The organism is Clostridium sp. Cult2, from assembly GCF_021655075.1.
In the GTDB taxonomy this organism is placed as follows: domain Bacteria; phylum Bacillota; class Clostridia; order Tissierellales; family Tepidimicrobiaceae; genus Schnuerera.
The window spans coordinates 98940-119049 of the sequence record NZ_PPXX01000102.1 but is presented as its reverse complement, the minus strand read 5'-3'; the positions used below and the strand labels follow the sequence as shown (position 1 = coordinate 119049).

24 protein-coding genes and 1 tRNA gene are annotated in these 20110 nt (G+C 30.5%); 23 read left to right on the top strand and 2 right to left on the bottom strand.

The window, feature by feature from the left end; all coding sequences use genetic code 11:
* Positions 1–52 precede the first annotated feature (52 nt).
* Positions 53–129: transfer RNA gene (locus C3E90_RS11355), tRNA-Pro, on the bottom strand.
* A gap of 270 nt (positions 130–399) precedes the next feature.
* Here C3E90_RS11355 and C3E90_RS11350 point away from each other — a divergent pair.
* The 13 genes from C3E90_RS11350 to pyrR all read left to right on the top strand — a co-directional run bounded on the left by C3E90_RS11350 (position 400) and on the right by pyrR (position 8743).
* Positions 400–777, top strand: a complete 378-nt coding sequence (locus tag C3E90_RS11350) for a hypothetical protein (RefSeq protein ID WP_236915783.1) — start codon at positions 400–402, stop codon at positions 775–777.
* Between the two features lie 24 nt (positions 778–801).
* Positions 802–2094 carry an HlyD family efflux transporter periplasmic adaptor subunit gene (locus C3E90_RS11345; protein ID WP_236915782.1) on the top strand — a complete coding sequence of 431 codons (1293 nt, stop codon included), beginning with the start codon at positions 802–804 and terminating at the stop codon, positions 2092–2094.
* Complete coding sequence (locus C3E90_RS11340; protein WP_236915781.1) at positions 2087–2800, top strand: YggS family pyridoxal phosphate-dependent enzyme; 714 nt, start codon at positions 2087–2089, stop codon at positions 2798–2800. The genes C3E90_RS11345 and C3E90_RS11340 overlap by 8 nt, the downstream gene beginning before the upstream one ends.
* A 17-nt stretch (positions 2801–2817) precedes the next feature.
* On the top strand, positions 2818–3255 hold the full coding sequence (locus C3E90_RS11335; protein WP_236915780.1) for a cell division protein SepF: 438 nt from the start codon (positions 2818–2820) through the stop codon (positions 3253–3255).
* 25 nt (positions 3256–3280) lie between these two features.
* Positions 3281–3547 (top strand): YggT family protein, encoded by a 267-nt coding sequence (locus tag C3E90_RS11330; RefSeq protein WP_236915779.1) that lies wholly within the window; start codon positions 3281–3283, stop codon positions 3545–3547.
* A gap of 16 nt (positions 3548–3563) precedes the next feature.
* Positions 3564–4349: a YlmH family RNA-binding protein gene (locus C3E90_RS11325; RefSeq protein WP_236915778.1), complete on the top strand. Its 786-nt coding sequence runs from the start codon at positions 3564–3566 to the stop codon at positions 4347–4349.
* Between the two features lie 14 nt (positions 4350–4363).
* Complete coding sequence (locus C3E90_RS11320) at positions 4364–4939, top strand: DivIVA domain-containing protein (protein ID WP_236915777.1); 576 nt, start codon at positions 4364–4366, stop codon at positions 4937–4939.
* Positions 4940–4991: 52 nt separating this feature from the next.
* The gene (locus C3E90_RS11315) at positions 4992–5774 is read left to right on the top strand and encodes a bifunctional 3-deoxy-7-phosphoheptulonate synthase/chorismate mutase (RefSeq protein ID WP_236915776.1); all 783 of its coding nucleotides are present in this window, start codon (positions 4992–4994) and stop codon (positions 5772–5774) included.
* A gap of 59 nt (positions 5775–5833) precedes the next feature.
* Positions 5834–5968: a hypothetical protein gene (locus tag C3E90_RS13370; RefSeq protein ID WP_272879133.1), complete on the top strand. Its 135-nt coding sequence runs from the start codon at positions 5834–5836 to the stop codon at positions 5966–5968.
* Between the two features lie 86 nt (positions 5969–6054).
* Positions 6055–6669 carry a TraR/DksA C4-type zinc finger protein gene (locus C3E90_RS11310; RefSeq protein ID WP_236915775.1) on the top strand — a complete coding sequence of 205 codons (615 nt, stop codon included), beginning with the start codon at positions 6055–6057 and terminating at the stop codon, positions 6667–6669.
* A gap of 141 nt (positions 6670–6810) precedes the next feature.
* Entirely contained in the window at positions 6811–7266 is a 456-nt protein-coding gene (gene lspA / locus C3E90_RS11305) for a signal peptidase II (protein ID WP_336513035.1), read from the top strand.
* Positions 7267–7276: 10 nt separating this feature from the next.
* Positions 7277–8194 carry an RluA family pseudouridine synthase gene (locus C3E90_RS11300; RefSeq protein WP_236915774.1) on the top strand — a complete coding sequence of 306 codons (918 nt, stop codon included), beginning with the start codon at positions 7277–7279 and terminating at the stop codon, positions 8192–8194.
* A gap of 9 nt (positions 8195–8203) precedes the next feature.
* On the top strand, positions 8204–8743 hold the full coding sequence (gene pyrR, locus C3E90_RS11295) for a bifunctional pyr operon transcriptional regulator/uracil phosphoribosyltransferase PyrR (RefSeq protein WP_236915773.1): 540 nt from the start codon (positions 8204–8206) through the stop codon (positions 8741–8743).
* Positions 8744–8748: 5 nt separating this feature from the next.
* Here pyrR and C3E90_RS11290 read toward each other — a convergent pair whose 3' ends face one another.
* Positions 8749–10521 carry an Rqc2 family fibronectin-binding protein gene (locus tag C3E90_RS11290; protein ID WP_236915772.1) on the bottom strand — a complete coding sequence of 591 codons (1773 nt, stop codon included), beginning with the start codon at positions 10519–10521 and terminating at the stop codon, positions 8749–8751.
* Between the two features lie 217 nt (positions 10522–10738).
* Between C3E90_RS11290 and C3E90_RS11285 the strand changes: the two genes are divergently transcribed.
* The 10 genes from C3E90_RS11285 to rsmB all read left to right on the top strand — a co-directional run bounded on the left by C3E90_RS11285 (position 10739) and on the right by rsmB (position 20069).
* On the top strand, positions 10739–11629 hold the full coding sequence (locus C3E90_RS11285; protein ID WP_236915771.1) for a YicC/YloC family endoribonuclease: 891 nt from the start codon (positions 10739–10741) through the stop codon (positions 11627–11629).
* 19 nt (positions 11630–11648) lie between these two features.
* On the top strand, positions 11649–11915 hold the full coding sequence (remA, locus tag C3E90_RS11280; RefSeq protein WP_236915770.1) for an extracellular matrix/biofilm regulator RemA: 267 nt from the start codon (positions 11649–11651) through the stop codon (positions 11913–11915).
* 14 nt (positions 11916–11929) lie between these two features.
* The gene (gmk, locus tag C3E90_RS11275) at positions 11930–12532 is read left to right on the top strand and encodes a guanylate kinase (RefSeq protein WP_236915769.1); all 603 of its coding nucleotides are present in this window, start codon (positions 11930–11932) and stop codon (positions 12530–12532) included.
* A gap of 11 nt (positions 12533–12543) precedes the next feature.
* A complete protein-coding gene (gene rpoZ / locus C3E90_RS11270; protein ID WP_236915768.1) occupies positions 12544–12753 on the top strand; it encodes a DNA-directed RNA polymerase subunit omega in 210 nt (69 codons plus the stop codon).
* A gap of 8 nt (positions 12754–12761) precedes the next feature.
* Positions 12762–13970, top strand: coding sequence for a bifunctional phosphopantothenoylcysteine decarboxylase/phosphopantothenate--cysteine ligase CoaBC (gene coaBC, locus C3E90_RS11265; RefSeq protein ID WP_236915767.1), 1209 nt, complete (start codon positions 12762–12764; stop codon positions 13968–13970).
* Positions 13971–14023: 53 nt separating this feature from the next.
* On the top strand, positions 14024–16504 hold the full coding sequence (gene priA, locus C3E90_RS11260) for a primosomal protein N' (RefSeq protein ID WP_236915766.1): 2481 nt from the start codon (positions 14024–14026) through the stop codon (positions 16502–16504).
* A gap of 11 nt (positions 16505–16515) precedes the next feature.
* Complete coding sequence (gene def, locus C3E90_RS11255; protein ID WP_236915765.1) at positions 16516–16992, top strand: peptide deformylase; 477 nt, start codon at positions 16516–16518, stop codon at positions 16990–16992.
* A 25-nt stretch (positions 16993–17017) separates the two neighbouring features.
* Complete coding sequence (fmt, locus tag C3E90_RS11250) at positions 17018–17932, top strand: methionyl-tRNA formyltransferase (RefSeq protein WP_236915793.1); 915 nt, start codon at positions 17018–17020, stop codon at positions 17930–17932.
* A 28-nt stretch (positions 17933–17960) separates the two neighbouring features.
* Complete coding sequence (locus C3E90_RS11245) at positions 17961–18656, top strand: zinc metallopeptidase (protein WP_236915764.1); 696 nt, start codon at positions 17961–17963, stop codon at positions 18654–18656.
* 72 nt (positions 18657–18728) lie between these two features.
* Positions 18729–20069, top strand: coding sequence for a 16S rRNA (cytosine(967)-C(5))-methyltransferase RsmB (rsmB, locus tag C3E90_RS11240; protein WP_236915763.1), 1341 nt, complete (start codon positions 18729–18731; stop codon positions 20067–20069).
* Positions 20070–20110 lie beyond the last annotated feature (41 nt).

Below are 20110 nucleotides of genomic sequence, written 5' to 3'. Positions count from 1 at the left end.
TGAAAAAATAGAAACAGGTAGAAAATTATTGTTTTCTACCTGTTTCTATTTTTGGTCGGGATGACTGGATTTGAACCAGCGGCCCCAAGTCCCCCAGACTTGTGCGCTACCATACTGCGCCACATCCCGATATTAAGTTGTAATCCTTGTAACGTTGCAGTAGACTGGATTATATAAGTTTGAATTTGTTTAAGACATTTATATTATAACCTAAAATTTGTGATTTTGCAAACATTTTTCAAATACCAGTCTAGTGCTTATTTATAATATTAGAGTAAAATAATATATAAGTAATTAATTCAAAATGCCTAGGAAAAAATATTAACAGTAGGTTTAACCTAGGGGATAGTTATGATATACTTAATATAAAACAAATAAAATATGGAGGTAGTTTTAATTTTGTTGACATATATTCAAAGAGTATTATTATTATTATTTACTGTTAGTTTTATAGGGTATATATTAGTGGTATTGAGGGAAAAACTCTATTTAAAAAATAATTTAATTATTATTGATAATAAATCTGTAACTTCACAGCATTTAGAAAAAGCGGATATGAAGGAATTCGTTTTAGATGGCGCTAGAGTAAAATCTGGAGATGAGGTAAAGGTTATTACAAATGCCAAGGATAAGTTTGTTGGTATTTTAATAGGGGCAATTAAAAAGGAAAAGGCAATTTTGATGGTGACTCATAACAATGAAATAAAACAATTGGCCATAGAGAATATTTCAAAATTTAAAGTAATAAGCAAATATGGTAGATTCTTTAATTTCTAAAAGAAATAAATTAAGGGTGGTAAAATGTCCCAAGAAGAACGTAAATTGAGAAGAAAAAGGAAAAAAAGATGGAGACTATTATTCTTTAGTTTAATATTTCTATTTATGTTATTTAGAAGCGTTCCTTCGTTGTTTGCCACGGCGTTTAAAACCGTATTGCCAGAAGAATATACCGTTGAAGATAAAATAGAGACAGAAGCTATTATAATAAGAAAAGAAAACTTGTATAAAGCTGATGGAGAAGGTAAAATTGAATTATATCCTAATGAAGGTGAACGAGTGGCATCAGGAACTAAAATAGCAAAAATCACCTTACTCCATGATACTTCTACTTTGAAGCAACAATTGGAAGAGGTAGAGAACAAGATTGATATTCTGACAAAAACCGAGGTGGATAATGAAAGTATTAAGAATGATCAAAATAAGATAAAAGAAAATATTGATAATATTATAGAAGAAATACAGATAAGTATATCCAATGAGGATTATGAAAGAGCTGGGATTTTAAAGGACAAACTATCCATATATGATGGAAAGCAAAAGAATATTGGAAGGGATAATACTCTTATCAATCAAAGCTTAGATAATTTAAAGAAGAAGAGAGAAGAAATTGCTAGCCAGATTTCACAAAATAGCATCAATTATTTTTCTCAAGAACCAGGAGTTATATCCTATAAAATAGATGGTTTTGAGGAGATATATTCAATAAACCATAAAGATGATTATGAATATTCGGATTTTAAGGAAATTGCCAATAAACAGAGGATAATATCAAATAATGATAATGTTAAAGCTAATGAACCCATTTTTAAGATAATAGATAATTTTGAGTGGTACATGATTATAAAGATTGAAAATATTAAAGATATATCAACTTTTGAAGAGGGAGATTCTATCCTTTTAACAGGAAACCAGATAGATGGTGAATTAAAAGGATTTATAGAAAGAATATCCAGGGATAAGAGTAAGGGGTTGATTATTGCTAAGTTTAATACGGATTTTCATAATTATTATGATAAAAGGGATATTCCAGTTAATATCATTAAATATAAATACGATGGATATAAAATCCCAAATAAAGCTATCCTAGATAAGGACGGGATTAAGGGAGTTTATATTAAGGAAATTAGCGGAATAATAAAGTTTAGACCTATTGAAATAATAAAGGAAGACGAAGAATTTACTTATATTAGTAAAGGAGATAAAAGTAGCAACATCAATATAAAGGGGAGTGATAAACCCACTAGAACTGTAAGACAATTTGATGAAATACTTTTAAATACAATTAGAATAAAAGAAGGAATGATTATTGATTGACATCAAGGAGGTAATAAAAATTACTATTAGGGATAATTTACTAAATGTAGAAAAAAATATAGATGAAGCCTTAAAAAAGTCTGGAAGAGTAGGTGATAAAGTCCACATTATAGCTGTAACAAAAACCGTTGGAGTAGATAGGATAAATGAAGCAATTGAGTTAGGATTAATAGATATTGGTGAAAATAGGCCTCAAGAATTAGTCAAAAAGTACGATATTATAGGTAATAAGGCTAATTATCACATGATAGGTCATTTACAGACCAATAAAGTAAAGACTATCATAGATAAAGTGACTTTAATACATTCTTTAGATCGTATATCACTTGCTAAAGAATTAAACAAAAGGGCTAGAAAAAATGATATAATAATTAATACTTTAATTCAAGTTAATGTAGCAGAGGAAGAAAGTAAGTTTGGATTAAAAGTGGAAGAAGTAATTCCTTTCTTAGAGAAGATATTAAAATATGATAATCTTAGAGTAAAAGGATTGATGACCATAGCGCCTTTTGTTGAAGATCCTGAAGAAACAAGATGGGTATTTAGAGAATTGCGTAGGTTGAGCGAAGTAATAAAGGGTAAAGGGTATAATAATGTGGAGATGGAAGTCTTATCAATGGGTATGACCAATGACTATCAAATAGCAATCGAAGAAGGTTCAAATGTGGTAAGAATTGGGACGGGTATATTTGGTCAAAGAAAATAAATGATAGGAGGGTTATTATGTCAAGTATTATGGATAAATTGAAATATTTTATTGGGATTGATGATTTGGATTTAGAAGATGAATATGAGGAATATGAAGAAGAGGAATTAGAAGAATTACCTGTTAATACAAGCTCTAGTAGAATGAGAAATAGAGTTGTGAATATCCATACATCTGGCAACATGAAATTAGTAGTTCATGAACCTTTAAACTATGAAGATGCACCTAAGATTGTGGATGATTTAAAGATGAGAAAAACTGTTGTAGTAAATTTAGAGCAATTAGAACCAGGAATTAAAAGGCAGATTTTTGATTTTATAAACGGAGGACTTTATTCTCTTGAGGGAAGTATCCAAAAAGTAACTACTGATATATTCGTTCTTGCACCAAGCAATGTGGAAATAGATGGAAATATCAAGGATGAATTAAAAAATAAGGCGCTTTTCAATTGGTAAAATAAGAGGAATAAGAGGTAATTTAATGATAACTTTATATAGAGCTTTAAATATTTTATTCAACATTATAGAACTTTTAATTTTAGTCAGAATAATATTTTCCTTTTTAAGGATTGGTCCATATAACCCCATAGGAAGAATTGTATATGAGTTAACAGAACCTATATTGTCACCAGCAAGGGAATTGATTTATAAATTAGGAATAGATACTGGCATGTTTGATTTTTCACCTATTGTTGCTATTCTAATACTTAGACTTATTATAAGAGTTGTAGGAGCTATATTATTTTAGTATTGTGGGGATATAGTTGAGATTAGATAGAGATAAATTATTAAATCATATAATAGATGAAGAACAAATTTTGAATATGCGAAAAGTATTAGATCAAATTGAGATAGTGATAAATAGGCATACTATTGGAAGTACAGATTTTATGAATCCTTATGAGAGAAGGTTAGCTCAATCTGTATTAAATAGGTTTATGGATATTTCCTATAAAGAATTAGGGGGTATAGATGAAGCTGAAAGAAAAGTTATATTGATTTATCCTGAGTACTTTCAATATCAGGATATTGAATCTCCTATTAAATCTTTAATGATAGAGGGTAATATTGGAAACTTATCCCATAGAGATTTTTTGGGTGGAATCCTTAATTTAGGAATAAATAGAGAAAAAATAGGGGATATATTAATACATGAAGATAATGTTCAGGTAGTAGTAAAAAATGAAATTTCTGATTATATTTTAATTAGCTTAACAAAAATCGGCAGAGAAAGGGTCAAGGTGAAAGAAATTCCATTGAGGGAGTTGAAACAAGGGCATATAGAATATATGGATATTTTTGCAACTGTATCATCCCTCAGATTAGATGCTTTAATTAGCAGCGCTTGGAATTTGTCTAGAAGTAAAAGTCAAGAATTAATTGAGTCAAAAAGGGTAAAAGTCAATTGGGAACCTATAGAAAGGGTGTCTAAGGACATTGGAGAAGGGGATATTATTTCAGCTAAGGGATATGGTAGATTTATATTGAATTCGATTAAAGGAATTAGTAAAAGGGGAAGAGTGAGAGTGGAGCTTAGACTATTAAAATAAATGGAGTGAGTTATATGATTACACCCCTGGACATTCAAAACAAAGAATTTAAAAAAACCTTTAGGGGATATAAGGAATCAGAGGTAGATCAATTTTTAGACGAAATCATTGATGATTATGAAAAGCTTTATAGAGAAAATATAGAGTTGAAGGATAAAATACTAGTATTAAATGAACAAATTAAACAGTATAACAATTTAGAAAAAACATTAAAGGATACTCTTGTAGTTGCCCAAAGTACAGCTGATGATGTAACTCGAGCAGCAAGACAAAAATCAGAAATAATTATTGATGAGGCAGAATTATCTGCTAAAAAGATGATTGAAGCTGCTAAGGAAGAAGTGAAAAGCATTCAAAAAGAGTATGAAAATCTAAGGAAAGAGGTCTTCATCTTTAGAACCCGATACAAATCATTTATTGAAGCACAGTTAATAACTTTAGATGAATTCTATTCTAAAATAGAAAAAGATGCTTCTAATGTGAATAATCATGATGATTTAGAAGACTACATAGATGAGTCTGACGAGTCTGAATTAGAATCGGAAAGTTTTGTGGAAGTAGATAAAAATGTTGATAATTTGGGGGCTTAGCCCCCAAATTCTATTTAGTGAAGTATTAGAGACTTATGATGGAGGAGTAAGTATGACGGAAAAGATTATTATAGATGATGAATTGTCCTTAGGAGGAGAGGAATTCATCATTATTGCAGGGCCTTGTGCAGTAGAAAATAGAAATCAAATGGAGAAGATAGGCAAGTTTTTAAATAGATTAGGAATAAAAATTATAAGAGGTGGAGCTTTTAAGCCTAGAACAAGTCCTAGAGCTTTCCAGGGTTTAGGGATGGATGGTTTAAAGATTTTAAAGGATATAAAGGAAAGATATAATTTTAAAGTAATTTCGGAAATAATGGATCCAAGGGATATTGAGGAAGCTTATGAATATATTGATATATATCAAATAGGTTCTAGAAATATGCAAAACTATCCTCTTTTAAAGGAAATGGGGAAAGTTGATAAACCTGTATTATTGAAACGGGGAATGAGTGCTACTATAGATGAATGGATAAAGGCTTCTGAATATATAAAGATGGAAGGAAATCAAAAGATTATACTATGTGAAAGAGGTATTAGAACCTTTGAGAGTTATACTAGAAATACTTTAGATTTAATGAGTGTTCCCATTATTAAATCTAAAACCAAATACCCTATTATTGTAGATCCTAGTCATGGTACTGGTAGGAGGGAACTGGTATTACCTGCTTCTAAAGCTGCCTTAGCCCTAGGTGCTCATGGATTAATAATAGAGATTCATCCTGAGCCAGAAAAGGCTTTATCTGACGGAGCCCAATCTTTAAGCTTTGTTGAGTTCGAAACTTTATTTAATGAGATAAACAATATGATAAAAGCTTTAAAGACTAAAATGTAAATTATATCCCTTTATTTTCATAGAATGTATTATAAAGATGAGAATGGAGGGAAATTTTTATGACAGATTATCCTTTGGTTGAATATGATGATGAATTATTATTCTTTTTCATTTTGCTTACTCATATTTGGGGTGCTAAATACAAAAAAGAAAATCTTCTATTCTTCCTCTTGATTTTAATGATGTATACATGACTTTCATAATATTTAGCATGAATGATTAATTTAGATATGGGAATATTATTATCAAAATATTTTCTATACTATCTAGGAGGAAAGTCATGGAGAAATCAAAAAAGGAAAACTTGAAAGAAAGGCTATATGAAGAAAAACGAAAAGTAGTAGATATCATAGAAAAGATGAAAAATGTAGAGGAATTTGGGTCTATGGATGAATACTATACTGAATTGTCTTTTTATGATAATCATCCAGCAGACCTAGGAACTGAAATGTTTCAAATGGAACAGGATAAAGGTCTAATAGATAAGCTAAATAATACCTTATATGAAATTGAAGAATCTATTGGAGAATTAGAAACTGAAACATATGGTCTATGTAAAATCTGTGGGGAAAAAATCGATGAAGAAAGATTAAAATTAATACCCTATGTAAAACTTTGTATTCACTGTGCTAATGAAAAACTACCATTAGATAAAAAAAGACAGTTTAGACCTGAAGAAGAAGATAGTATTAGCCCTTTTAGCAAAAGCCATAGAGAAGGCAATCTATTTGATAGAGAGGATAGCTATCAAGCGGTAGCTAGGTATAATAAAATAGATAATGACCCTTCCTTTAATACAGGAGATAATATGGGAGTATATGATGAGGAAGATAGTGGAGTGGTGGAAGATGTTGAAAAGATTTCCCAAGAATATTATGATGAAACAAAGGAATAATATGGGAGAAATGGCCAAAGACTTTCATGAAATATTTTCATTGAAAGTCTTTGCTTTTTAATATTACTAAACCCATGTTGTAATTAACCTGATTATGTTTTAAAATAATATTATAATTGAATAATATGAGGAGGAAATATTTTGTTATATTTTATAGTAGTATTAATTATTGTATTGGATCAAGTAACAAAATTTGCAGCTGTTAAATACTTAAAGGGGAAGGGTCCATATATAATAATTGAAAACTTTTTTCAATTATGTTATGTGGAGAATTTGGGAGCTGCTTTTGGAATATTACAGAATAAAAAAATTTTTTTTGTTATAGTCACATCTATAGTAATTATATGCATAGTATTCTTTCTTGTAAAAAATTCACACAATATTAACCAATTATTAAAGATAGGGTTAGTCATGTTATTAGGTGGTGCAATTGGCAATTTAATTGATAGGATTAGATTAGGCTATGTAGTGGATTTTATTAGTTTCAAACTTGGTAAAGGATATGACTTTCCTGTGTTTAATATAGCGGACATTTTCATAGTTAGTGGTACCTTTTTAGTGATGAGTTTAATTTTATTAAATAAATATGAAAATTGAGGAGAGTATAATGAATTTATTGGAATTATTTGTGGAGGAGATAAATTCTATAAGATTAGATTCCTATCTTGCAAATAGATTAGATGATGTTTCAAGAAGTTATATACAGAAATTGATTAAAGAAGGATTAGTTTTTGTCAATGGCAATTCCAGTAAGGCAAGGTACCTTGTAAAAAAAGGAGATTTTATTCAAGTAAAATTACCTATAAAAAAACCTGAGGAACCAGTTCCTGAAAACTTACCTATAGACATAATATATGAGGATGAAGATATTGTAATAGTAAATAAACCTCAAGACATGGTGGTACATCCAGCTCCAGGGAATCCTTCTGGAACTCTAGTAAATGCTCTTTTATATCATGTTGATAGATTGGCTCCAACTAATGATTATATGAGACCTGGTATAGTACATAGATTGGATAAAGATACATCTGGATTATTAATAGTTGCAAAGAATGACAATGCTTACAAGTCATTAGTACAGCAGTTAAAGAAAAGAAGTGTTAAAAGGATATATATGGCTTTGGTTTATGGGAAAATGAGCTTGGATAGTGGAACTATTAATGCATCTATAGGTAGGAATCCAATAGATAGAAAGAAGATGACTGTAAAGAATAAAAATGGAAAGGAAGCTATTACCCATTATAGAGTAATAAAAGAGTTTCAGGAATACACTTTAGTAGAAGCTTCTTTAGAAACTGGGAGAACTCATCAAATTAGAGTTCATATGGCATATATTAATCATCCCATCGTTGGGGATTCAGTATATAGCGGAAGAAAAAATGAATTTTCATTAGATACTCAACTTCTACATGCAAAAAAATTGGGTTTTATACACCCTAGAACTGGTGAGTATATGGAGTTTGAATCGGAATTACCTAATGAATTTAGGAAAGTACTTGAATTATTAAATATAAGGAATAGGTAGGTGATTATAATGGATACCAAAGCTATTATATTGGACGAAAAGGCTATTCAAAGGGTAACGACTAGAATATCTAATGAGATTATTGAAAGAAATAAGGGTATAGAAGATATTATTTTAGTTGGTATAAAAACCAGAGGGGTTCCCTTTGCCCAAAGGCTAGCTAAAAAAATTGAAGAAATAGAAGGGGAGAGAATTGATGTTTTGACTTTAGATATTACATTATATAGGGATGATTTAACAGAATTGTATAGAGATCCTGTGGTAAAGGATAAAAAATTTAATTATGATATAAATGATAAAATAATCGTATTGGTGGATGATGTAATATTTACAGGCAGAACTGTTAGAGCTGCTCTTGATGCTTTGATAGATATGGGTAGACCAAGAAAGGTACAATTGGCTGTTCTGATAGATAGAGGCCATAGGGAATTACCCATAAGGGCAGATTATGTAGGGAAAAATCTTCCCACTTCTAGAAATGAAGTAGTAAGTGTTTGTTTTAACGAAATTGATGGATTAGATAGGGTAGTAATAAAATCGAAAAGATAGAGGATTTAAAAACCTTCTATCTTTTCGATTTTTTCAATATTTTCCTTTTTAGGTGTTACAAAAATGGTACTAAAATTTTCGTAGATTACCATTCCAGCTTTAGCGTTTTTAGGTTTTTTTACATTTTTCTTCTCCGTATAATCTACAGCCACATTGGTAGAATTTTTGCCTTTACTATAATAGGCTGCTAACATTGCAGCTTCTTCTAAGGTTGTTTCAGGAACCACTTGGCTTTCAACTTTAATGATTACATGGCTGCCTGGCATTTTTTGAACGTGGAACCACAAATCCTCTTTATGGGCTGTTTTTAATGTTAGATTATCATTCTGTCTATTATTTTTCCCTACAAAGATATGAAAGCCGTCTGATGATATATAATGATGAGGTTTAGAGATGGCTTCTTTTTTCTTCTTTTTCTTTAAATTTCCTTTTAAATATCCCTCTTTGATTAGTTCTTCTCTTATTTCATCTATCTCTATTACCTCTGTACAATTATCTAGGCTATGCAATACATTTTCCAAATACTCTATTTCTTCTTCTGTTTCAGGTATTTGCTTTAACAATAATAGATTAGCATTTTTAAGTTTTGAATATCTTTTGTAATATCTCTGAGCATTTTCAGCTGGTGAATACCTTTTATCTAAAGGAACTATTATTTTATCCATATTTTCAGAATAGAAGTTTTCTAATTCTACTTCCTCTAACCCTTTACCTATCCTATATAGATTAGCAGATATTAAATCTGCATATATTTTGTATTTATCTCTATTTTTGCTATCCAATAACTCCTGTTTTTGTTTAGCAAGTTTATTTAAAGAACGATCTAGTTTTATCTGTACAGATTTTCTCAAAGATTGAGATTTCTGATATACTCGGTCTAATGTATCGTTTTTAATATAGTATTGGTCTAATACTTTGCTAATGGAATCTACATAGGTTTTATTTTCAACAAATTGATATAAATCAAGAGCATAGAAAGCTAGATAGCTTTTTTCATATCCATTTTTTATCAATAGAGGTTTAAAATCATTTTCTTTTACTCTATTGACTATTGCCATAAAAGAATGGAACAATTTACTTTTCTCTTCCATAGTCAAACTGGATATAGGTCTATCTATATTTATATTGGAACGGAAACATATTTCTTTACCAATTAGTGGGCCTAGCCCCATGTAGTTTGTATAAAAGAACTTATAAATTTGTTTGTTACCATTATCATTGTCAAGTAGCTGGAAAAACTGGTCTTCCCTTAGCTCTAAAGGGTTTAACTTATTGTTTTGTTGAGGGTAATTATATTCTATACCAGGTAAAACCTGTCGAACTCTACTCATATCAGAGGTGACCCTTTTGATAGAATCGATAATCTTTAAAGATTTTTTATCTATCAAAATAATATTGCTGTATTTACCCATGATTTCAACAATAAGTCTTTTTTCTGTTGGTTCCCCTAGTTCATCTTTAGAAGAAATATCAATAAAGATGATTCTATCCATTTGAAATTGTTCTATGTTTAATATTATCCCTCCCGATAGATGTTTTCTCAATAACATACAAAACATAGGTGGAGAGGATGGATTTGATTTTCCATAGTTTGTGAGATGGATTCTAGGGTTGTTGCTACTTGCAGAGATTAATAATTTTCTATTTTTACCTTTATTATATATATTCATAAGTATTTCGTCATTTTCATGCTGATATATTTTATCGACTCTTCCACCTAAAATGGTATTATCTAATTCTTGAACTATAGATCTTGTAACAATTCCATCTAAAGACATAAAAATTCCTCCCCAAATTAATAGTAATACAATTATATCATTTAGTAATAGATAAATAAACTGATGAGTTTTAGGGCATAAATATTAAAATATTGTAATAAACTATGGATTTTTTGAGTTTTTAAGATTATAATCTTTATTTAAAATATAATTAAAATGTTTAAATTCCATTGACAATAATAAATAAGTTGATATTATTATTCATGAAGGAGAAAGGATGAAGTCGATGATAAAGAGTATGACAGGATTTGGCATGGGAGAGAGTACTGACGGGATACATAATTTCAGTTTAGAAATTAAAACTGTAAACCATAGATATAATGATATAGTATTAAAAATGCCTAAACATCTTAATTACTTAGAGGATGAGATTAAAAAAAGGATTAAGAATAGAATTAGTAGAGGAAGGGTAGAAGTATATATAAATTTGGAATATATTAGCGAATCAGCTATGAATGTTAAAGTAGATATTCCATTAGCAAAAGCTTTTAAAGATAGTTTAGAAACTATAGTGGACCAATTGAATATAAAAGATGAGATAAAACTATCCCATATATTATCTGTTTCTGAAATAATTAAAATGGAGAGAAAGGAATTAGATGAGGATGTTACTTGGGATTGTTTAAAGACTGCTCTTGATATGGCTTTGGAAAAAGTAATGGACATGAGAATAAAAGAAGGAATTATACTCAAGAAGGATATGGAATCTCAGATTATAAAGATTGAAAAAATGGTAATGGAAATAGAAAATAGATCACCCATAGTGGTAGAAGAGTATAAGGAAAAGCTAAAAGATAGAATTGAAGAGTTACTGGATGAAGAATATAATCTAGACGAAGAGAGATTAAACAATGAAATAGCATTTTTTGCAGATAAATCCGATATAAATGAGGAGATAGTTAGGTTTAATAGCCATATCAGCCAATTTTTAAAGGCATTAGAAGAAGCAGAACCAGTGGGTAGAAAATTGGATTTTATTATTCAAGAAATGAATAGGGAGATTAATACTATAGGTTCTAAGGCTAACGATTTAGTCATAGGTAATTATGTAATAGATGTTAAAAGTGAGTTGGAAAAAATGAGGGAACAAGCTCAAAATATTGAATGATACTAAAGGAGGTAGTGGTATGAGTATAAAGTTAATAAATATTGGTTTTGGTAATATAGTATCTGCCAATAGGATTATTGCCATTGTAAGTCCCGAATCAGCACCTATAAAGAGGATGATACAGGATGCCAGAGATAACGGAATATTGATTGATGCCACTTATGGAAGAAGAACAAGGGCAGTAATTGTAACAGATAGTGATCATATTATTTTATCAGCTGTCCAACCAGAGACAGTTGCTCAAAGATTAAATAATAAATCAAATGTAAAAGAAGATTTAGGTTAGGAAGTGAGGATTAAATGTCAAAGGGTTTTCTGTTGGTGATATCTGGGCCTTCTGGATGCGGTAAAGGCACCATATGTAAAAAGATATTGGAAAGGAATGAAAAACTTGTTTTTTCCGTATCAGCTACTACTAGAATGCCTAGAAAGGGAGAAGTAGAGGGAGTAAATTATTTTTTTATTAATGAAGAGAAGTTTGGCAAAATGGTAGAGAATAATGAATTTTTAGAATATGCTAATGTGCATGGTAATCTCTATGGTACTCCCAGAAAATTTGTATTAGAACAAGTTGAAAATGGAGAAATAGTAATATTAGAAATAGATGTACAAGGAGCTTTACAAGTAAAGAAATCCTACCCAGAAGCGGTGTTTATATTTCTGCTTCCTCCTTCTATGAGTGAGTTGAAAAATAGGATTAAAAAAAGAGGAACTGAGACGGAAGAAGATATAGATATTAGGCTTAAAAATGCTTTTAAAGAATTAGAATTTGTAGATGAATATGATTATATTGTAATAAATGATGAAGTTATGAATGCAGTAGCAAAAACTGAAACGATAATTGGAGCAGAAAAATTAAAAGTAAAAAGATTAAAAAATATTATAGAAAAAATTATTGATTAAGGAGGTTTCTAATGTACAATCCGTCAATAAACGAATTATCAAATATTGCCGATAGTAGGTATACTCTGGTCATGTTGACAGCTAAAAGATCAAGACAAATAGTTGATGGTGCAAAGCCATTAATAGAAACATCATCGACAAAGCCTGTAAGTATTGCTATTGAGGAAATAATGGAAGGGAAGATTAGATATAGTAGACCTGAAATAAAAGGTATTAAGTAGGTGAAAAGATGCTTAAAGATAAGAATATTATAGTTGGTGTAACTGCTGGGATTGCTGCTTATAAAGCTGTAGATTTGGTAAGTAGATTAAAAAAGCAAAATGCCAATGTGGAAGTGATTATGACTGAAAATGCTAAAAAATTTGTTTCACCATTGACATTTCAGACAATGGCATTAAATCCAGTCTATGTAGATATGTTTAAGGAGCCAAGAAATTATGATGTGGAACATATTTCTATTGCTGAAAAAGCTGATGTATTTTTAATTGCACCAGCTACAGCAAATATTATAGGTAAAATTGCTAATGGAATTGCAGATGACCTTCTTACCACTACTATTATGGCAACAAAGGCTAAAGTTATATTTGCTCCAGCTATGAATACCAACATGTATTTAAACCCAATTGTACAGAAAAATATGGATTATTTGAAAGAATTGGGTTATGAGTTTATAAAACCAGGGGTAGGTATGTTAGCATGCCAAACCTATGGACCAGGCAGGATGGCAGAGCCAATGGATATTGTTCAATATGTGATAAATAATTTTTATGATAAGGATTTAGTTGGGAAAAAATTTGTTATAACTGCTGGTCCAACTATAGAACCTTTAGATCCAGTAAGGTATGTTACCAACCATTCAAGTGGTAAAATGGGATATAAAATAGCAGAAGAAGCTGTAAAAAGAGGAGCGGAAGTTGTACTGATAACAGGGCCTACAAATTTAGAATCTCCAGGGGATGTTGAAGTTATAAGGGTAAATACTACTATGGAGATGTTTAATGCTGTAGAGGAGCAATTCCAATCCTGTGATGCTTTAATAAAAGCAGCAGCACCTTTGGATTATAGACCAGAAGTAGTTAGCGATGTAAAGATAAAGAAAAAAGATGGGGAGAAGGATGAATTAAATATTAAATATATAAGAAATCCAGATATTGCTGCCCATTTTGGAAATAACAAGAAGAATCAAATAGTTGTAGGGTTTGCTGCTGAGACAAATGATCTTATAGAAAATGCTAAAGAGAAATTGATAAAAAAGAACCTGGATTTCATAGTAGCCAACGATATTACTGAAGATGGAGCTGGTTTTAAAACTGATACTAATTTAGTAACAATTATAGATAATGAAGGTACAGTTACTGATTATCCTATATTGGATAAATCACAAGTTGCAAAAATTATTATAGACAAGATTAAAGATTTAATAAATAATAAAAGCTAGATGTCAATCTTTATCTAGCTTTTATTATTTAATCAATATAAGGGAATGATTCTATGAACAGAAAATATGCTCAGGTGATTATAGATAATAAAGCTTCAAGTACTGATAAACCTTATACCTATATAATCAGTCCTGATATGGTTGAATCCATAGAAGAAGGTATGAGGGTGTTGGTACCCTTTGGTAGAGGGAATAAGGTGATTAAGGGAATAGTAATTAAGATTCAAGAGGATTATCAGGGAGAATATCGATTAAAAAAGATAATAGATATTATTGACGATAAACCTCTTATATCCAAAGATATGATAGAATTAAGCTTATGGTTATCTAGGAAATATTTATCACCTTATAATGATGCTTTTCAAACAGTACTTCCCCCTGGAGATTTCAAAGAGGTCAAAACCAATATTATTCTAAAAGAGATTAACCCTGAAATTTACGATTATTTAAACCCCTTAGAAAAAGAAATTATTGATATAATAAACAACCAAGATGGTAAGATGGAGCTAGAAGTTTTAAAGGGTTTTATTAAAAATAAAATAACTAATAAGGACATTAGAGAATTAGAAAAAAAGAATATTATTGAAACTTCTTTAGAGATTCAAACTTCAATAGAAAAAAAGTATGAAAAATTTGCTATTATTAAGGATAAATCTATTTCTTATGATGAAATGTTAAATATTATTGGGACAAGAAGTTACAAACAATTGGAAATTGCCAAATTTTTATGGAATATTGATGAAATATCTACAAAGGAATTGATGGTTAAAACTAATAGTTCTCTTTCTACTATAAGGGCTTTGGAAAGGAAAGGTATTATTGAAATTTTTGATAAAGAAGTATATAGGACTCCAATCAAGAATGATATTCAACCTTATAAGAAGCCTCCACTATCTTTAGATCAAAAGCATTGTGTTGATACTATATTATATAGTATTAATAATAAAGAAAAAACTAACAAATTTTTAATTCATGGTGTAACAGGAAGTGGGAAAACGGAAATATATCTTCAGTTAGTGGAAGAGATGATTAAGAAAGGTAAAGAGACCATAGTCCTTGTACCAGAAATTGCTCTTACCCCACAAACTATTAGTAGGTTTGTCGGAAGATTTGGAGATAATGTAGCGGTTCTTCATAGTAAGTTGTCTTTTGGCGAAAGATTTGATCAATGGCGGAAAATAAAAGAAGGTAATGTAAAAATAGTAGTAGGAGCTCGATCAGCTATATTCGCTCCTTTCAATAATTTAGGCCTTATTATTATTGATGAAGAACATGAATCTACATATAAATCCACTATGAACCCTAAATATGATGCCATTGAAGTAGCGGAAAAGAGATGTGAACAGGTAGGCGGTTTTTTAGTCAAAGGTTCAGCTACTCCATCTTTAGAATCCTATTATAGGAGTATAAATGGGGATATTAAATTATTAAATTTAAAGAAAAGGATAAATGATAAAAAGTTACCTGATGTTAAAATAGTGGATATGAGGGAGGAACTTAGTTCAGGTAATAAATCCATATTTAGTAGAGAATTATATGAAGCTATTGATGAAAATCTTAGAGCAGGTAAGCAAACTATACTTTTTTTAAATAGAAGGGGCTATTCTACCTTCGTATCTTGCAGACAATGTGGATATGTAGTAAAATGTAATGAATGTAGTATCTCTATGACCTATCATTTTAAGGAAGATAAATTAAAATGCCATTATTGTGGATTGGCTATTGATCCACCCAAAGTATGTCCTGCTTGTAATAGTAAATATATTAAATATTTTGGTATAGGAACTGAAAAAGTAGAGGAATATACAAAGAAGTATTTCCCAAAAGCAGTGGTTAAGAGGATGGATATGGATACCACTAGTAGAAAGGGAAGTCATGAATCCATTCTTAATAAGATGAAAGATGGAAAGATAGATATCTTAATTGGTACTCAAATGGTGGCAAAAGGATTAGACTTTAAAAATGTTACTTTAGTTGGAATAATTGCTGCTGACACAAGTCTAAATCTACCAGATTTTCGTTCTTCTGAAAGAACTTTTCAACTAATTACCCAAGTAGCAGGTAGAGCTGGAAGAGGCGAGTTTGAAGGTAGAGTAGTTGTTCAAACTTACAGTCCTAATCATTATAGTATTCAGTATGCAAAAAATCATGATTATTTAGCATTTTATAATAAAGAAATCCTTTTGAGGAAAGAATTTAATTATCCACCCTTTATAAATTTAATATCCATTGTAGTATATGGAGAGGATAATAAACATATAGCAGTGGTAACAAAGGAAGTTTATAATGCTTTAACAGAGAGTATGGAAAAGAACGATCTTAATGAATTGAAGGATAATATTATAGGCCCTTTTCCTGCTCCTTTGGAAAAGATAAAGAAGAATTACAGGTATCAGATAATTATTAAAAGCAAAGATGAATATATGAATCAGTTAAAAAAACTTATAGAGTGGGTATGTATATATAATAGGAATAAAATCAATTTAACAGGAGTTAAATTCAATATAGATATTAACCCCAATTCAATATTGTAGGAGGAATTAATATGGCTATTAGACAGATTAGATATGAAGGAGACCCTATTTTAAGAAAGACATCTAGAGAGGTTACTGAAGTAAATGAAAGGATAAAAGTTTTATTGGAAGATATGATAGATACTATGTATGAAAATGAAGGGGTGGGGTTAGCTGCACCTCAAGTGGGAGTTCTTAGAAGGGTAATTGTTATAGATATAGGAGAAGGACCAATTAAGCTTATTAACCCTGAAATACTTGAAAAAGAAGGGGAATATATAGATGTAGAGGGCTGTTTAAGCGTTCCCAATAGGGCTGGAACTGTAAAGAGGCCAGAAAGGGTAAAAGTTAAATATTTAGATGAATTTGGGCAAGAAAAGATAATTGAGGGAACAGGATTATTGGCAAAAGCTCTTTGTCATGAAATTGATCATCTAAACGGAATACTATTTATTGATAAGATGATAGAAGAAATAATACCTGAAGAAGAGAATGAAGAATTAGAATAGAGGTGATTATGTGAAGGTTGTATTCATGGGTACACCTGAGTTTGCAGTTCCATCTTTAGAATATTTATATGAAAATGGATACAATATCTCTCTAGTAATAACTCAAAGGGATAAACCTAGAGGAAGAGGTAAAAGAGTACTGGCTACTCCTATAAAGGAAAAAGCTTTAGAATTAGGGTTAGAGGTATATCAACCTGATTCTGTAAACTCAAAAGAATCTATTGATAAACTGAGAAAAATTTCACCAGACTGTATAATCGTAGCAGCCTATGGTCAAATTTTAAAGAAGGATATATTAAATTTACCACCCTATGGATGTTTAAATATACACGCCTCCCTTTTACCAAAGTATAGAGGGGCTGCTCCAATAAATTGGGCTATAATAAATGGAGAGAAAGAAACAGGAGTAACCATAATGAAGATGGAGCAAGGATTAGATACAGGAGATATGCTTAAATTTGAGACAATACCTATAGAGGCTGAGGATGATTCGGAATCAATTCATGATAAATTGTCTCAATTGGGTGGTAGGTTGATTGTTGAAACATTAAAGGATATAAAAAGTGGGAATATCACTAGCACCCCACAGGATGATGAATTGTCCACTTATGCACCTAAGATATCAAAGGAAACTGGTAGAATTGATTGGAATAGCAGTGGAGATAATATTATTAACCTAATAAGAGGGCTTAAACCTTGGCCTTCTGCCTATATAATCTATAAAGGCCATAAGGTTAAAATTCATAAAGCTAAGAGTATAAAAAAATTTATTGATGGAGATAATGGAGTAATTATTAAAGTTTCTAATGAAGGGATATATGTAAATTGTGCAGATTCGTGTATTGTTATAGACGAATTACAATTTCCTGGTAAGAGGAAGATGGATGTAGCAGAGTATCTAAGGGGAAATCAATTGGATGTAAATATTAAGTTAGGCTAGTATCAGTATGATTTGAGGAGGAGATAATATGTATCAAGGATATTATGGTGGGATAGGTGGAACTTGGTTTTTAATCTTAATGCCTGCTTTACTATTTGCAATGTATGCACAATTTAAAGTTTCATCGTCTTTCAACAAGTATTTAAGAGTACAGAGTGGTTCAGGTTATACTGGATATGAAGTGGCAAGGATGATATTGGATAGGAATGGATTACCTGATGTTAGAGTTGAACCTATAGGAGGCAATCTAACAGACCATTATGATCCAAGGACGAAAGTTATTAGATTATCTAGAAATGTATATAATGGAAGGTCTATTGCAGCAGTATCTGTAGCAGCTCATGAGGTTGGCCATGCAATACAACATGGGGAAGGCTATTTTCCACTTATTGCAAGAAATAATATAGCACCTATTGCAAGTATTGGATCTAGATTTGTTTGGATATTGATATTATTGGGTTTAGTAATTAGTCCAGTTTTAATAGAAGTGGGCATATTACTTTACGTTTCAGTAGTTTTATTCCAAGCTATTACTTTACCCGTGGAATTTAATGCTAGTAGAAGAGCATTATATCAATTGGAAAATGGTATAATCTATAGAGATGAAGTAGATTCTTCTAAGGAAGTTTTAAGTGCAGCTGCTCTGACTTATGTTGCTGCAACTCTAGTAGCTCTTGCTCAACTTCTAAGGCTTCTAGCCATATTTGGCAGAAGAAGAGATTAGGGATTAAAAATGGAATAGAGTATACTTTGCCTGGCTAAGTCCAGGCAAAATATTTTATAGGGAGAGTTATATATGAATTCTAGGGAAATAGCATTAAATATTTTAATGGATATAAATATTAAAGGGGCCTTTTCTAATTATTCCATTAATAAACATTTAAAAGGGGAAGTGGATATAAAGGATCAAAACTTAATACGAGAGATTGTTTATGGGGTAATAGAGAACCTTATGTACTTAGACCATGTTATTTCCAAACTATCAAAGATAAGGATTACAAAGATTCAACCTGCTATTATGGAGATTTTGAGAATGGGAGTATATCAAATGGCCTTTATGGATAAAATTCCTGATAGAGCAGCTATAAATGAGGCAGTTAATTTATCTAAAAGACATGGGCATAAGGGCGTTAGTGGATTTGTTAATGGTGTATTGAGAAATTTTTCAAGGAACAAAGAAGAACTGATGAAAGTTGATGAAAAAGACAAACTAGATTATCTTTCCATTAAGTATTCCCACCCAAAATGGATGGTTAAAAGATGGGTTGAAGAATATGGTTATGAATTTACTGAGAATATATGCAAGACAAACAATCTTAAACCCAAATTGAATATTAGGGCTAATAGGCTTAAGACTAGCAGAGAGAAGTTAATAAGGGCATTGTCTAATTATGGCTTTATAACTAGTGAAACTAAATATGCTAAGGATGGAATTATAGTCCATAATCCAACTAGGATTACTGAAATTGAAGAATTTAAACTAGGCCATTTCATTATACAAGATGAAAGTAGTATGTTAGTTGCTCAAATAGCCAATCCAAAGGAAAATAGTTTAGTTTTAGATCTATGTAGTGCCCCAGGTGGAAAGTCCACTTATATGGCAGAATTGATGGGGAATAAAGGCAGAATAATAAGTAGGGATATATATGAGCATAAATTAAATCTGGTTAAAGAAAACTCCATTAGATTAGGGATTGATATAATAGAAACAGAAATATTTGATGCATTAAAGTTTGATGAATCTCTGGTAGGAAAAGTGGATTATTGTATCCTAGATGCTCCTTGTTCTGGATTGGGTATTATTAGGAGAAGACCTGATATTAAATGGAATAGAAGAGAAGAAGATATAAATGGATTAAGAAAAATCCAAAAAAACATACTGGATAATGCTAAACAATATGTGAAACCTGGAGGAATAATCATATATAGTACCTGTACTATTGGAAAGGAAGAAAATTTAGATATAATAAATGGATTTTTAAATGGAAATAGTGAATTTAGTTTGTCTGGATTTGATAATCTATTAGATTCTACTGAAAAAATTGAAACAGGAAATAATGGTTATATTCAATTATTTCCTCATATACATGGTATTGATGGTTTTTTTATTGCAAGAATTCAGAAGAAGGATGGTTAATTTTCTATTTAATATGATATAATATGGAATTAGAATAAACA